This is a genomic window from Flavobacterium soyae (genome assembly GCF_045348165.1).
GTDB classification, from domain to species: Bacteria; Bacteroidota; Bacteroidia; order Flavobacteriales; family Flavobacteriaceae; genus Flavobacterium; species Flavobacterium soyae.
Map to the genome: position 1 here is coordinate 619,879 of NZ_CP150845.1, position 16,177 is coordinate 636,055.

Here is a 16,177-nt window from a genome sequence, read left to right on the forward strand (position 1 = left end):
GAAGATTAGATTAATAACATCTTTATAATTCTCAAAAGCAATTTCAAAAAATAAAACAACATCGTTAGCAAATTAGAAGAATACGTTTTTAAGTCTAAAAATCTAACCTTCTAAAAATCTAAAAATCTAAAAAAAATGACTGAAGAAATCGATTTTATATTAGAAAGTACTGAAGAATCTATGAACGGTTCGATTGCACACTTAGAAAAAGAATTTCTAAACATTCGTGCAGGAAAAGCTTCTCCGGCAATGCTTGGAGGTGTTTTTGTTGATTATTACGGATCTGCAACGCCACTTTCTCAAGTGTCAAAAATCAGTGTTCCTGATGCAAGAACAATTACTTTGCAGCCTTTCGAAAAAAACATGTTACAAGCCATTGAAAAAGCAATTTTGATTGCTAATATTGGTTTTAACCCAATGAATAATGGAGATGTTATCATCATCAGTGTTCCGCCTTTAACAGAAGAACGTCGTCGTGATTTGGCTAAACAAGCAAAATCTGAAGCTGAAGATGCAAAAATTGGTATTCGTAACTCTCGTAAAGATGCAAATACTGATATTAAAAAATTAGAAAAAGAAGGAACTTCAGAAGACATCTGTAAATCTGCAGAAGAAGAAGTTCAAAACTTAACAAATACTTTTATTAAAAAAATTGACGAATTATTGGCAGCAAAAGAAGCTGAAATCATGAAGGTTTAAGTATTTGATACTGAAATTCAAAAATCCGTCTGGTAAAATTATCAGACGGATTTTTTTATTCTTATTTTTGCATACCAAAATTGAATTCTTTCCGTTTTTGAATCTATATAATTCTCTATGAGGCTATTTTGTTTTTTGACTTTATTTTTTACGCTTAGTATTCAGGCGCAATTTCAAATAAGCGGAATCGTAACCGATTCAAACAACAAGCCACTTCCCTTTGCCACTATCACCACTTCTGACAACAGTAATACAATAACAGATGTTGACGGAAAGTTTATTTTTAAAACTATTGCAGAATCAGGAACTTTTACGGTTTCTTATATTGGTTTTCAAACTAAAATTATCGCTTTACTAGAGAACAAAAAGTTTTATACTGTTTCCTTATCTCAAAAAACAGATGATTTAAAAGAAGTTATTGTTTCTAATGAAAATCCGGCTTTAACGATTATCAAAAAAGTTATTGCGAATAAAAACAATAACAATCCGCAGAAAAAATTAAGCAGTTTTGAGTACAAAACGTACAATAAACTAATTGTTACTGCCAACCCTGATTCGATTGACGGGAGAATAGATTCATCTGCCGTTTATAAAGATTTCAATAAAAAGAAAATCAACATCGATTCATCTGATTATAAATTTAAAGAAATAATAAGCAGGCAGCATTTGTTTCAAACCGAGAAAGTATCGCAATATCAGTTTGGAAACAACAAACTTAAAGAAACGGTTCTAGGAACCAAAATAGCCGGTTTTAAAAACCCTATTTACGAAGTTATTGCTTTCAATTTACAGTCGATATCTATTTACGATAATAAATACGAGCTTTTTGAAACTAAGTACGAAAACCCTATTTCGAATACTGCTCCTGCAACATACAATTACAAATTGCTGGATACTGTAAACATAAAAGGCCGTGAAACTTTTATGATTTACTTTAAAAATAAACACAAAAGAAAGACATCGGGTTTAGAAGGTGTTTTGTATATCGACTCGCAAAATTTTGCTGTTGCAAAAGCTGTAATGCGCATAAAAGGCGTTTTAGATATCAGCGGCATTCATGAGTTTGATTATGTCCCGAATGAAAAAGTATGGTTTCAAAGCAATACGACTTTTAAAATTGTAAAAGGAAAAAATGATGACGATATTAAAATTTTAGGCGGAACGATTCAGTTTGATGGAGATGTTTCCGAAGATTTTGAACCGAGAAAAAAAGCCGCTTCAGATTTTACCTATTTACTTTCTGAAAGTAATAATTTTGATATTCATTACAATACCGAAACTCCAATAAAAAACCCATCTCTTTATATTGAAATTAAAGACGATGCAAGCAAAAAACCGGAGGGATTCTGGAATCAGTACCGTAAAGAAGCTTTAGATCAAAAAAGCCAGAAAACATATCAATTATTAGACAGCCTCTCTGTAAGCCGAAGAATTGAAAAACGTTTAGGATTGGGTCGAAAAATCATCAATGGATACATTCCGATTGGTCCGGTTGATCTTGATTTAAAAAAAATAATCAGTTATAATAATTACGAAGGTTTTCGTTTAGGTCTTGGAGGCGTAACAAATGATAAATTTTCTAAAGATTTTAGAATTGAAGGGTATACGGCTTATGGCACAAAAGACGGTGTTGTTAAATATAATTTGGGCGCCGGTGTTTTGTTAGACCAAAACACGAACACCTGGTTAAACGGATCTTATACAGATGATGTTCGGGAAATTGCGAGTACCGTTTTTGCTGTTGATAAACGTGTTTTTAAAATTTATGATCCGAGGCCTATCAACATTAGTACTTTTTACAAATACACTAGCTGGAAAGCAAATGTTCAGACAAAAATTATTCCGAAGACAGAAGCTGTTGTTGAACTAGCCAGAACGTATGTTGAACCTAAGTTCGATTATCTTTTTAATTACAACGGTCAGTTATATTCAAGTTTTATTATGACAACTGCAATGGTTTCTATTGTTTGGGCACCTTTCAGTGATTTTATGCAGACTCCAACCGGAAGAACTGAATCGGATAAAAGATTCCCTAGATTTACTTTTCAGTACACCCAATCGCTGCCAAATGTTTTAGATAATGATTTTAATTTTGGAAAAATAGATTTTAAAACGGAGTACGAAAAGAAATACCTAAATGGTCAAAAAACGAGTCTGCTTTTACAAGGCGGTTATGCAATAGGCGATGTTCCGCTTACGCATTTGTATAACACCATGCCTAACAACCTTACCAAAGAAACCATTATCCAGCGTATTACTTTTGCCGGAAGAAACAGTTTTGAAACCATGTTTTTTAATGAGTTTTTCTCAAGTCAATATGTGTTCTTCCAGATCAAACATGGTTTTGAAAGAATTAACATCATGAAAAAAGTACGTCCTTCATTAGTACTGGTTACCAGAATGGCGTGGGGAAATATGGAAAAACCCGAACAGCACGTTGGCCCAACTTATAAAACGCTTGACAAAGGATTCTTTGAATCGGGAATCGAATTAAATAAAATCTACAAAGGTTTTGGTCTCGGCGGATTCTATCGTTATGGCCCAAATCAATTACCTGAATTTGATGATAATATTGCGGTTAAGATTTCTTATGTTCTTGATTTGGGGCTTTAGATTTTGATTGAGGATTTACAAAGAACGCTAAGGTTTTTCGCAAAGGCCGCTAAGGTTTTTTTTAAGAAATAAATTTTGATGAGAACGCAAAGGTTCTCGCTTTTTTGTCTTCCTGAGCGAAGTCGAAGGATGGTCTTGTAACTCCGCAAAGTAAATCTCAAAGTTTTAATTATACACAAAGTTTGTCATTTCGACCGAAGGGAGAAATCGCACAAGAAACCACGCAAAGTTTGTCGTCAATCTTTGTCGATTCACTAGTGCGATTTCTCGTTCCTCGAAATGACAAAAAAAGCTTAAAAAAAATCCCAAACCCCAATCATAAATTGGAATTTGGAATTTTAAATATTAAAATTTTAAAACTAACTATGGTTTGAAAATCAAAACTGAAGGTGTATTATTCAGCCATGTACTTTGAGATTCAATCAATTTTTTCCAGCTGTCTAAACTTATAATCATCAAGCTTTGGCTGTCCAGAAAATCTTTTTTAATTGTTCTGTCATGCATAATCATAATATGATTTGGAGCAATCTGTTCGATAGATCGGATAGTTTCCTGAATATCGCGTGTGTTTTTTACCTCTCCGCCGGCATCAAGAACTGTAATCTGCGAACCGTTATTATTGATTAATTTTTTAGCATAATCAATTAGAAAAGCATCTTCTCTGCTAAAAATCGGCATAAAAACCTGATCCACTTCTTCAAGATTTTTATCGATAAAAATACCAACCGGCATTTTGGTTTTTGCTATAATATGTCGTGTTCTTTCATCAAAAGGGTTATTTTCAAACAAACCTTCTTTTCCGGTAAACTTGTCAATTAAACGATCGGGATTTACAATTCGGGTTGTAAAACCAAGAATTTTTCCCAGTAAGGTTCCATCAAAAATAGACTGTCCCAAACCAACCAGTAACAAATCATATTCGCCTTGGTTTGCCGCATCAATAATATCAGTATCAATATCATTAGAGACTTTAAACAGACTTACCATGTTTTGATTCAGTTTATGAGACTCATCAATAACCGGAACTAACATTTTACGTTCGTGTTCTTTTATATCAAACGAATGTATTTCTGTACTTAAAGACAAATGCATCGCCGTTACGATCGAATTATCCTGCTGCTTTTTAACCAGACTATTGGCAATCTGTAAAAGTTTTTTTCCTCTTTCAGGAGTACCAAATGAAAGCAGTATTTTGTATTTACTTTTATTTCCTATTTCCTGCGGAATAGCTGTGATTTTATCTTTAAAAACAAATCCGATGAAGTCTAAAGCCGGCCCCGTCATAAAAGTAGTCAGCAATGCCATAATTACCATCATGGTAAAAATCTCTGTAGACAATACTCCAAGATCGTAACCAATATTTAAAACAACAAGTTCCATTAAACCTCTTGTATTCATTAAAGCCCCAATAGCTAAACTGTCTTTCCAGCTTTGTCCAACAAATTTTGCTGCTAATGCGCTTCCAAAGAATTTTCCAACTACGGCAACTGCAATAATTAATCCCGTGATTTTCCATAAAGCAGGATCGTTTAACAAACCTATTTGGGTACGCAAACCTGTAAATACAAAGAACAATGGCAACAACACAATTATCGAAACATCTTCTACCTTTTCGATAAATATATTTCTGAATTTATTGTTTTCAGGCATTATTGCTCCTGCTAAGAAAGCTCCGAATAAAGCGTGAATTCCGATTAATTCTGCAGCATACGCCGAAAATAAAAGTGTTAAAAAGAAAATAGCAACTACTGGTTTATTTAAACTTTCACGAGTTGAATTTAAATCTCCGACACGTTTCAGGAACGGGCGAACGATTTTCAACATTATAATTACATATAAAATTGCTAAACCAATTACATATAATGAACTTGAAAGCGAACCTGCTTTTACAATTGCAATTACAACTGCCAAAATACACCAGGCAGTAATATCATCTGCAGCGGCGCAGGTTATGGCAATAGTTCCGAGTTTTGTTTTCTGCATTCCCCGCTCCTGGACAATTCTGGCCAAAACCGGAAAAGCGGTAATACTCATGGCGATTCCCATAAATAATCCGAAAGAAGAGAATTCAACCCCTTTTGGAGCAAAAGTCTGATAAATGAAATAAGCCAAAGCCAGTCCTAATGCAAACGGAATAACGATACTGGCGTGACTAATAACTACGGCATCATGTGCTTTGTTTTTCAACACTTTCAAATCCAGTTCCATACCAATAACAAACATGAAAAGGATTAAACCAATCTGACTTAAAAATTGTAAGTTTCCTAAAGATTCTTTTGGGAATAAAGCTGCCGAGAACTCAGGAAAATACATTCCTACTAAAGACGGGCCAAGAACAATCCCGGCAACCATTTCGCCAATTACAGAAGGCTGCCCAATTTTTCTGAAAAACCATCCAAATAAACGTGCTACTAAAATAATAGTCACAATCTGCGCCAGCAAAATAGCCAGCGGGTGCTGTAAGTTTTCGACCATTGAATGAAGAAAATCATTCCAATGATTACTTACAATTTGTTTTTTAACAATATTCTGTCCAGCTTCTAATGATGCCCCTTTTGAAATTATCCAATATATCAGAGCTGTAAATCCTCCAATAATTGTAACATAGAATAAAGAGTTCTTAATGTTATTCATAACTCGTTCTTTTAATTATTGCCGCAAATATCAGGACTGACAGCAAAGTGATAAAGTAAATTTACAGTTAATTTTCAATCTATGTAACAAGACTGAAAAACTTTGTAATAAGTTAATAACAACATCTAAAAAGCATTGTCATCCTGAGCGAAGTCGAAGGCTTATGAAACTGAAAAGGGCTTCGACTTCGCTCAGGATGACATAATGTTGAGCTATGAAATAATCTTATAATTTTACCTTTTTCAAGAAATCAGAACGGTAGGTTTCACTTAAAAGTAAGGTTGTATTTTTATTGTTTTCTTCAATATGATGCAGCACAATTTCGTTGTGGTTGAAGAATTTTATCGCTTTTACGGCAATGATTTCTTTTTTGTTTATTCGGCAGAAATCGGCTTCGGGCAATTCGTTTAAAAGTGTATCGAATTTTACATTTTTCAAATTCAAAAAACTTCCATCGGCAAGTAAAACCGTTTTGTCGCGGCTGTCACTTACAGCCGTTTTGATGTATTGAATCTGATTAAAATAAAGCAGTGTTTTTCCTCTATCTGTATTTAACTGAATGAATTTTTTAGCTGTATCCGGTTTTTCAAAACGTTCTAAAGCTTTTGAGACTGCTTTTTGCAAACGTTCCAGTTTTACAGGTTTTGTGATATAATCTACTGCATCGATATTAAAAGCATCGGCGGCATATTCTTTATATGCGGTACAAAAAATCACTAATTTATCATTGAGCATTTCGGCAAGATGAAGCCCGTCCATTCCCGGCATTTCGATATCTGATATTAACAAATCAAATTCGAGTTCGGGAATATCAGACAAAAGTTTCTGCGGATTATTAAACGTCTTTACAATTTCCAGTTCAGGAATTTGTTCGCAAAGCATTTTTAAGTACGTTAATCCCGGAAGCTCATCGTCCAGAAGCAAGCATTTCAGTTTTGTATTCAAGTAAATCTATTTTTAGATGAGCAATATAAACATCGTTTTCTACAAATTTATCAAGTTTAAAGTTATTCTTGTAAATAATGCGCAGACGGTGTTCTAAAGTTGCGTGGCCAAAACCGCTTCGCTCTTTTTTTAATACTTTTTTATCTGAGATTTTATTAGAAACCGTCATAAAGAAAGCGTTGTCCTTAAATTCAAAAACTACCGAAATAAAAGCATCGGCACTTTGAAGGTCGGCATGTTTAAAGGCATTTTCTATTAAATCAATCGAAATCAAAGGCGCCAGTAAAGGCTGATCGTACAATTTATCCTCTTCGTTGATATTAGTTTTAATCTTCAACTCAAAAAGCGGGCTGATTTTGATTTTATTGATTTCTATTAAATTCAGCGCAAAGTTTATTTCTTCTTTTGCGGTTACGAATTTCTTTTTGCTTTCGTATAAAATATAATCCAGGACATTGGCCAGTTTATCCAGAGCAAAATAAGTTTGATAGGCGTGCGACTGAATCGAATTTAAAATATTCTTAAATAAATGCGGATTTAACTTTGACTCTAAATTTTCTAACTGCAAGTCGTTTACTTTTGCTTCAAGCGCATAAAAGCTTTTTTCGGCATTATCCTTCTCCTTTTTTGCCTGCATTAATTGATAGATCATAAAACAAATTATGATAATTAACAGTAAAAGAATGGCTAGAAATATAAAAGTTGTGGTATTGTTTTCCTGCATTGTTTAAGATTGGTTAAAGTTTTTTTTGCCTACTGATTTTACTGATTGAACTGGTTTACACAGATTTTTATTTTTTACATAATGGATAATCAAATCTTAAAAAAAACCTGCGTAAACCCGTTTCATCCGCTTAACCCGTGGGCAAATATCATTTTTTAGTGACTTGAAACGAATTTCAACCCAATAATTGAAGCAATTAATGTTGTAAGGAAAAATATTCTCCAGAAAGCCGCCGGTTCTTTAAAAATAAAAATTCCAACTAAAACGGTTCCAACTGCCCCAATTCCTGTCCAGACAGCATAAGCAGTTCCAATTGGTAAAGTTTGTGTTGCCTTATACAATAAAATCATACTGATTGAAAGACACACAAAAAATCCAGCCATCCAATAAGTTGATGTAATTCCTGTTGTTTCTTTCGCTTTTCCCAGACATGATGCAAATCCAACTTCAAACAGTCCGGCAATAATCAATAAAATCCAATTCATTTTCTTTTCATTTTTAAATTAATTGCAAATATGAGAAAAGCTAACGACTAAACAGCAAAAAGAAAGAAATTTATTGCAAAATCATAACCTGTAGATTTGTGTTAACATTAAGTAAAATACAATCGTTTGTTTATGATTTTGAGCAGTTTTCACTACATTTGCAACCATTTTTAAAGATTTTATGAAAAACGCTATTAAAGTTGGGTTCTGGGAAAAATTAGCCCGAATCATACTTAAAAACAGAATCACAATTCTGGTCATCCTTTCTGCTTTAACTATTTTCCTTGGTTACCAATGGAAAAACCTTGCTATGACTTATACTGAAGCAAACCTGCTTCCAAAAGATCATATCGCAAACAAAGAATATCAAAAGTTCTTAGACAAGTTTGGTGAGGAAGGAAACCTGGTCGTAATTGGTTTTCAGGATAAAAACTTTTTTACTCCAAAGAATTATGCTGCCTGGAATGAGTTAATGACAAGTTTAAAAAAATCTAAAGAAGTTGATTTAGTTGTTTCATTAAACGATTTAAAAAAACTGGAGAAAGATACCGTTAATGAAAAATTCGTTTTAACGCCATTTATCGATCAAAGTAAAGTTTTAGATCCTGTTTATTTAAAAAGCGTTCAGCACGATTTATTCCATAATTTACCTTTTTACGAAGGATTATTATTCAATAAAGAAAGCGGAAGTGTTCGCTCTGCAATTTACATCAATAAAAAACTGGTAAATACTGCTGAAAGAAAAACTTTTATACTTGAAAATCTGGTTCCAAAAATCGATAAATTCGAAAAAACAACCGGAATTGATCTTAAAGTTTCAGGTATGCCATACATCAGAACGATCAATGCAGCGGATATGAAAGGCGAAATTGGTCTTTTTATCGGTGCGGCTTTATTGACTGTTTCATTGATTTTCTTTTTCTTTTTTCGTTCTTTCAGAGCAACTTTTATTTCAATTTGTATTTTAATTGTTGGCGTAATCTGGTCTTTTGGAACACTTGGGTTATTTGGTTATAAAATCACGATTTTAACCGCAATTATTCCACCGCTGATTATCGTTATCGGAATCACAAACTGTATTTTCCTGATCAATAAATATCAGCAGGAAATTAAATTACATAATAATCAGGCTAAGGCGCTGCAGCGTGTAATTTCAAAAATTGGGGTTTCGACTTTAATGACGAATTTAACGACTGCGATTGGTTTTGCTACGTTTATGATTACCGGAAATGATCTGCTTTTTGAATTTGGTTTAGTAACTTCAATCAACGTAATTTCTGTTTATTTATTGACACTTTTTATTGTGCCAATTGTATACAGTTTTATGCCATTGCCAAAAGAAAAACATTTATACCATTTGACTAAAACTTACATTTCGACTTTATTAAATGTGGTCGAAGATGTAGTTAAAACAAAACGTCGATACGTTTATATTGTTTACGGTTTATTTTTGGTTTTCAGCGTAATTGGAGTTTCACAAATGAAAGTTTCAGGAAGTTTGATTGGTGAAATGCCAAAAAGCGCTTCTTTCTTTAAAGATATCTTATTTTACGAAAAAGAATTTAACGGAGTTATGCCGCTTGAAATCATGATTGACACCAAAAAGAAAAAAGGTGTTATGAAGGCTTCGACAATCCGTAAAATGGATGAACTGCAAAATACAATTGCTGAAATTCCAGAATTGGCAAAACCAGTTTCAATAGTGAATTTGGTTAAATATTCTAAACAGGCTTTCTATAACGGAAATCCGGAATATTACCAATTGCCAACTTCACAGGAGCAGACTTTTATTTTGAGCTATGCTAAAAATGCAACCAAAAACAGCAAAGAAAACCTAATGAAAGCTTATGTTGATTCGACTGGACAATATGCCCGAATCACAACTTTCATGAAAGATATTGGAACGGATGAAATGGCTAAAGTAGAGAAAAAACTTCACAGTAAAATTGATGAAATTTTCCCAAAAGATCGTTTTGAAGTTACCGTAACCGGAAAAGCATTGGTTTTCCAGAAAGGAACTTCATATTTGGTTGAAAACTTAATTGAGTCATTAATCTTTGCAATTTTCACAATCGCGGTTCTGATTTTGTATTTATTCCGATCTTTTAAAATGGTAATGGCTTCGGTAATTACGAATATTTTACCGCTTTGCATTACATCGGGATTGATGGGTTATTTCGGGATTCCGTTAAAACCTTCAACGATTTTAGTATTCAGTATCGCCTTTGGAATTTCAGTTGATAATGCGATTCAGTTTATGGCGAAATACAGACATGACTTGCTTCAAAGCGGCGGAAAAGTTAAAAAATCGGTTTTTAGTGCTTTAAGAGAAACTGGAATCAGTACTTTCTATACATCGGTTGTTTTGATTTTAGGTTTTGCGACTTTCACATTATCAAGCTTTAGCGGAACTATTGCTCTTGGAGGATTAATTTCTTGTACTTTGGCTTTTGCAATGTTTGCGAATTTAGTTGTACTGCCTTCGCTGGTTTTGACTTTTGAGAAGAAGAAAACTAAGAAAGAGGAATTGGAGAATTTGGAGAAGTAGTTTTTTTTGCCACTAATTTCACGAATTAAAACAAATTTAAAAAACATAAATCTTTGTCAAAGTTTTGAACTTGACAAAGATAACCCACAGTTTGTCATTCCGAGGAACGAGGAATCGCACTCGGAAATCGACAAAGATTGGCGACTTACTTTACGGAAATACTCGTGTGATTTCTCCTTCGTCGAAATGACAAAAATAAGAGAAATTACTTCTTTTGAAACCGAATGCCCTAGCCCTGATAGAAGCGGCATCCTTTTTCTTGCTCCTTTAGCAAGAAAAAGATATAGCGGATAGCAGGAAACAGCTTCAAAAATTAATTATTATCGTTTATATTTGCAATTCGATATAAAAAACACTGATTTTATTTTAAACTAAAATCAGCAATCTAAAATCTAAAATTAAAATGAAACACACAAAGGTTAAAGACTTATTAAACAGTACGACGACGCTACAGGAAGTGAATGCAAAAGGATGGGTGAGAACTTTTAGAAATAATCAGTTCATCGCGCTTAATGACGGTTCTACCATTAATAATATACAATGTGTTGTTGATTTTGAAAATACACCGGAAGAGATTTTAAAAAGAATCACGACTGGAGCTGCGGTTTCTGTAATTGGAACTTTGGTTGAAAGTAAAGGTGCGGGTCAGAAATACGAAATTCAGGTGAACAAACTTGAAATTCTTGGAGATTCTGATGCTGAGAAATTCCCAATGCAGCCTAAAAAACACTCTTTAGAATTTTTACGTGAAAACGCTCACTTACGCGTACGTACAAATGCTTTTGGTGCGATTATGCGTGTACGTTCGGTATTGTCTTATGCGGTTCATAAATATTTTCAAGACAAAGGTTTTGTTTACGTAAATACGCCAATCATTACCGGAGCTGACGCTGAAGGTGCTGGAGAAATGTTTCAGGTAACATCTTTACCATTAGATAATCTTCCAAAAAATGAAGAAGGAAACATTGATTTCAAAAAAGATTTCTTTGGAAAACATACAAACTTAACGGTTTCTGGACAGTTAGAAGGTGAAACTTTCGCTATGGCTTTGGGTCAGATATATACTTTTGGACCAACTTTTAGAGCGGAGAATTCAAACACTTCTCGTCACTTGGCAGAGTTCTGGATGATCGAGCCGGAAGTTGCTTTCAACGATCTTGATGACAATATGGATTTGGCTGAAGATTTTATTCAGTATGTAATTAAATATGCTTTAGACAATTGTAAAGATGATTTGAAATTCTTAGAAGGAAGACTTCTTGAAGAAGAAAAATCAAAACCACAAGCAGAAAGAAGCGAAATGGCTTTGTTAGAGAAATTGAACTTCGTATTAGAGAACAACTTCAAACGTGTTTCTTATACGGAAGCAATTGACATTTTAAGAGATTCAACTCCAAATAAAAAGAAAAAGTTCCAATATATCATTGAAGAATGGGGAGCTGACTTACAATCTGAACACGAACGTTATTTAGTTGAAAAACACTTTAAATGTCCGGTAATTTTATACGATTACCCAGCAAACATTAAAGCGTTTTACATGCGTTTGAACGACAATACAGAGCCAGGAAGAGAAACAGTGCGTGCAATGGATATTCTTTTCCCTGGAATTGGAGAAATCGTTGGTGGTTCTGAAAGAGAAGAGCGTTACGATGTTTTAGTTGAAAAAATGAAAGCTCTGGAAATCGACGAAGAAGAATTATACTGGTATTTAGACACCAGAAGATTTGGTTCTGCCACTCACGCAGGTTTCGGTTTAGGTTTTGAACGTTTGGTATTGTTTGTAACAGGAATGACAAACATTAGAGACGTAATTCCTTTCCCAAGAACTCCTGGAAGTGCGGAATTCTAAGACGTACGGTTATTTTGCCACAAAGGCACAAAGACGCTAAGTTTATTTTTAAATAACTGATTAAAGACACAAATAAATTAAAATAATACCACGAAGACACAAAATCTCAAAGTATTATTTTATTGTTTGATGAAGATTCAAAAACTTTCAAAACAAAAACTTTGTGCCTTTGCGCCTTCGTAGCAAAACCCAAAAAAAATATGCTCTCTGAAAGAACGGAAGAAATTGGAAAAATAATTGTAAACTCGGCATTTAAGGTTCATAAACAACTTGGACCCGGATTATTAGAAAGAGTTTACGAAGTTTGTTTAGCTCACGAAATTGTTAAAGCTGGTCTTGATGTAAAACGTCAAGTTGATGTTCCAATCTTTTATGATGGAATTGAATTTAGCGAAGGATTACGATTAGATTTACTAATTGAAGATTCTATAATTATAGAAATAAAAGCGGTTGAACAAATAAATCCAGTTTGGGAAGCACAAATTATAAGTCAGTTAAAATTGCTGAATAAAGATTTAGGCTTTTTAATTAATTTCAATGTTCCGTTGATAAAGAGCGGTATCAGAAGATTTATAAATACAAAAAGAGTATTTTAAGTCTTCATAGAAATATAAGAAAGCAAAAAAACTTTGTGTATTAATGCCTTTGTGGCAAGAAACAAAAAACAAATAAAAAACTTTGCGCCTTCGCGTCTTAGTGGCTAAAAAAAGTAGTGCCTTATCATGCTAAAGCAATTTTTAAATTTAAAATTATCCCAAAAATTATCTCCACAGCAAATTCAGCTGATGAAGTTAATTCAATTGCCTACGCAAGCTTTTGAACAGCGTTTATTAGAAGAAATGAACGAAAATCCGGCTCTTGAAGCGGGTAAAGAAGAAGAATACGAAGCGGATGAATTCGCAAATGAAGACTACGACGATTATGATGATGCAGAATCTGACAGAATCGAAGCAGATGACATCAATATTGACGAATACTTAAGCGACGACGATACTCCAGATTATAAAACTCAGGTTAACAATTATAGTGATGATGAAGAACGCGAAACACCTTTTGCTTCGCCAATTAGTTTTCATCAGGATTTAATCAATCAGCTCAATACTTTTATTTTGAATGATGAAGAACGTGAAATCGCTGAATTCCTTGTTGGAAGTATTGATGATATGGGGTACATTCGCAGGAGCGTTCCGGATATTGTAGACGATATGGCTTTTACTCAGGGAATTTATACTGATGAAGCAATGGTCGAAAAAATGATGACTGTAATTCACGAACTAGAACCTTCGGGAGTTGGAGCACGCGATTTACAAGAATGTTTGTTATTACAATTGAAGCATAAAACGCCAACCGAATATGTTGATTTAGCGATTGATATTATCGAAAATCAGTTTGATGCTTTTACGAAGAAACATTACGATAAATTATTACAGAAATACAGCGTTTCGAACGAACAGCTTAAAAAAGCGATTCATGAAATTGAGAGACTAAACCCAAAACCGGGCGGTTCTTTTACAGGAAACAATAAAGTAACTGAAAATGTGGTTCCTGATTTTGCTATCAGAATTGTGGACGGCGAATTAGAACTGACTTTAAACGGACGAAATGCCCCTTCCCTGCACGTTTCTAAAGATTATCAGGAAATGATGCAGACGTATAAAGATTCTCGTGATAAATCGACGGCACAAAAAGATGCGGTTCAGTTTATCAAACAAAAACTGGATTCAGCTAAATGGTTTATCGATGCAATTAGACAGCGTCAGGAAACGCTTTTTGTAACTATGAATGCGATTATGCATTATCAGGAAGAATTTTTCTTAGACGGCGACGAAACGAAACTAAAACCAATGATCTTAAAAGACATTGCAGATATGGTTGGTTTGGATATTTCGACGATTTCGCGTGTTGCTAACAGTAAATATGTGGAAACACCATACGGGACAAAACTGATTAAAGAATTTTTCTCTGAAGCGATGAAAAATGATCAGGGTGAAGATGTTTCGACTTTAGAAATCAAAAAGATTTTGAAGAATACAATTGAAGAAGAAGATAAAAAGAAACCGCTTCCAGACGATCAATTGGCAGAAATCTTAAAAGAAAAAGGTTACCCAATTGCGAGAAGAACTATTGCGAAATACCGCGAGCAGCTTGATATTCCGGTTGCGAGAATGAGAAAGAAAATTTAATTTTCTATATATCATATCAAACCCGACAGGTTTTAAAAACCTGTCGGGTTTCGTTTTTATTAATTATTCTATTTTTTATTCCGTAGGAATATCTCGTTGGTAGAAAAAAAATGGTGTTATTTAGGTTGTGTCCTGTAGGGACACTTGTAATCATCAATAAATATCTCGAACCACAATCAAACGTTCCTACGGAACGTGTATCTAAATCCAATTAAAAATTCTACCGACCAAACATTCCTACGGAATGATTTTTTCTAAACGAAAAACCCGACAGGTTTTTAAAACCTGTCGGGTTTAACAACATTTTACAAACGTTAAATTATTTATATTCGTCTGGTAAAATCTTCACATCAAACAAAAACACTTTCTTTTTATCACTGTAACTATAATTCAAAGTATAATCATTATCTCTAAAAACCTGAAGTCCCGGATTTGCTTTTGCTGTACTTAAAAGGCTTTTCTCAATTTCGCCCTGTATAACATTAATTTCAGCCGTTTCTTTTTCTACATTCAGCAATGTTAAATTATACTGAACGACTCTTTCTTCATGTAAGCTAACGCTGTCTAAACGAATACCTTCCTGAATTTTTAACGGACAGCTTTTATTATATTTTTCAATTAATTCTGTAATTTCTGTATTTACCTCATCCGCTTTTTCAGAAAGAAAAAATTGAAAAAAAACAGCCAAAGCAACCGCAATTCCAATCACAACTAATAGTAAGATATTTTGTTTTCTCATATTTTGCTTTTCTTGTATTGGTTATTAAAGTTAAATAGAATTTAGATTATTTTTCCTGATTTTTTTTCATTGCTTTAAAATAGGCAGCACGGCTCAGCGGCTCATATTCTTCGGTTTCACCAAGCATTACCAGTTTATCATTATCCGTTTTACGGAAACTATAATTGGCAAGGTTTCCGGTTCTGGTACAAACGGCGTGAACTTTCGTTACATATTCGGCAGTTGCCATAAGTGCCGGCATTGGCCCAAACGGATTCCCTTTAAAATCCATATCAAGTCCTGCAACTATCACGCGAATTCCCTGATTGGCAAGATCATTACAAACTGTAACAATTTCATCATCAAAAAACTGAGCTTCGTCAATACCAATAACGTCACAGCCTTGAGCTAAAATAGCAATATTGGCTGCAGCCGGAACCGGCGTAGAACGAATTTCGTTGGCATCGTGCGATACCACCATTTCGTCATGATAACGGGTATCAATAGCGGGTTTGAAGATTTCGACTCTTTGTTTGGCAAACTGGGCGCGTTTTAATCTGCGGATTAATTCCTCGGTTTTACCCGAAAACATTGATCCACAAATAACTTCAATCCAACCAAATTGTTCTTTGTGATTTACTGTATTTTCGAGAAACATTTTGTATTTTTCTGCCTTTAAAAATGAATAGTTTTTATTACTTTGTACTGGTAATAAATCGACGTAAAAATGTACTGTTTTACATTTTTTCAAAAGTAGAAAATTTTTATCAAATCGGAGA

General features: G+C 33.8%; 12 protein-coding genes. 6 read left to right on the plus strand and 6 right to left on the minus strand.

Annotated features, from left to right (window positions below):
* The first annotated feature begins 135 nt into the window (after positions 1-135).
* Positions 136-699 carry a ribosome recycling factor gene (gene frr, locus AABD74_RS02895; protein WP_232681862.1) on the plus strand — a complete coding sequence of 188 codons (564 nt, stop codon included), beginning with the start codon at positions 136-138 and terminating at the stop codon, positions 697-699.
* A 117-nt stretch (positions 700-816) separates the two neighbouring features.
* On the plus strand, positions 817-3,312 hold the full coding sequence (locus AABD74_RS02900) for a DUF5686 family protein (RefSeq protein ID WP_406844622.1): 2,496 nt from the start codon (positions 817-819) through the stop codon (positions 3,310-3,312).
* A 363-nt stretch (positions 3,313-3,675) separates the two neighbouring features.
* Here AABD74_RS02900 and AABD74_RS02905 read toward each other — a convergent pair whose 3' ends face one another.
* The 4 genes from AABD74_RS02905 to AABD74_RS02920 all read right to left on the minus strand — a co-directional run bounded on the left by AABD74_RS02905 (position 3,676) and on the right by AABD74_RS02920 (position 8,100).
* Positions 3,676-5,946, minus strand: coding sequence for a cation:proton antiporter (locus tag AABD74_RS02905; protein WP_232681859.1), 2,271 nt, complete (start codon positions 5,944-5,946; stop codon positions 3,676-3,678).
* 225 nt (positions 5,947-6,171) lie between these two features.
* A complete protein-coding gene (locus AABD74_RS02910; protein WP_406844623.1) occupies positions 6,172-6,891 on the minus strand; it encodes a LytR/AlgR family response regulator transcription factor in 720 nt (239 codons plus the stop codon).
* Positions 6,854-7,615 carry a sensor histidine kinase gene (locus tag AABD74_RS02915; RefSeq protein WP_406844624.1) on the minus strand — a complete coding sequence of 254 codons (762 nt, stop codon included), beginning with the start codon at positions 7,613-7,615 and terminating at the stop codon, positions 6,854-6,856. The genes AABD74_RS02910 and AABD74_RS02915 overlap by 38 nt, the downstream gene beginning before the upstream one ends.
* A 155-nt stretch (positions 7,616-7,770) precedes the next feature.
* Positions 7,771-8,100 (minus strand): multidrug efflux SMR transporter, encoded by a 330-nt coding sequence (locus AABD74_RS02920; RefSeq protein ID WP_180856891.1) that lies wholly within the window; start codon positions 8,098-8,100, stop codon positions 7,771-7,773.
* 181 nt (positions 8,101-8,281) lie between these two features.
* Here AABD74_RS02920 and AABD74_RS02925 point away from each other — a divergent pair, with 181 nt between their 5' ends.
* From AABD74_RS02925 to rpoN, 4 genes are all read left to right on the plus strand, one after another.
* Complete coding sequence (locus tag AABD74_RS02925; protein WP_406844625.1) at positions 8,282-10,648, plus strand: RND family transporter; 2,367 nt, start codon at positions 8,282-8,284, stop codon at positions 10,646-10,648.
* A 403-nt stretch (positions 10,649-11,051) separates the two neighbouring features.
* Positions 11,052-12,497, plus strand: coding sequence for an asparagine--tRNA ligase (asnS, locus tag AABD74_RS02930; RefSeq protein ID WP_406844626.1), 1,446 nt, complete (start codon positions 11,052-11,054; stop codon positions 12,495-12,497).
* Between the two features lie 200 nt (positions 12,498-12,697).
* Entirely contained in the window at positions 12,698-13,093 is a 396-nt protein-coding gene (locus tag AABD74_RS02935; RefSeq protein ID WP_232681854.1) for a GxxExxY protein, read from the plus strand.
* A 126-nt stretch (positions 13,094-13,219) separates the two neighbouring features.
* Entirely contained in the window at positions 13,220-14,680 is a 1,461-nt protein-coding gene (gene rpoN, locus AABD74_RS02940; RefSeq protein WP_232681853.1) for an RNA polymerase factor sigma-54, read from the plus strand.
* A gap of 319 nt (positions 14,681-14,999) precedes the next feature.
* Here rpoN and AABD74_RS02945 read toward each other — a convergent pair whose 3' ends face one another.
* Positions 15,000-15,419 (minus strand): hypothetical protein, encoded by a 420-nt coding sequence (locus tag AABD74_RS02945; protein WP_232681852.1) that lies wholly within the window; start codon positions 15,417-15,419, stop codon positions 15,000-15,002.
* Positions 15,420-15,465: 46 nt separating this feature from the next.
* Complete coding sequence (locus tag AABD74_RS02950) at positions 15,466-16,056, minus strand: thymidine kinase (RefSeq protein WP_232681872.1); 591 nt, start codon at positions 16,054-16,056, stop codon at positions 15,466-15,468.
* Positions 16,057-16,177 lie beyond the last annotated feature (121 nt).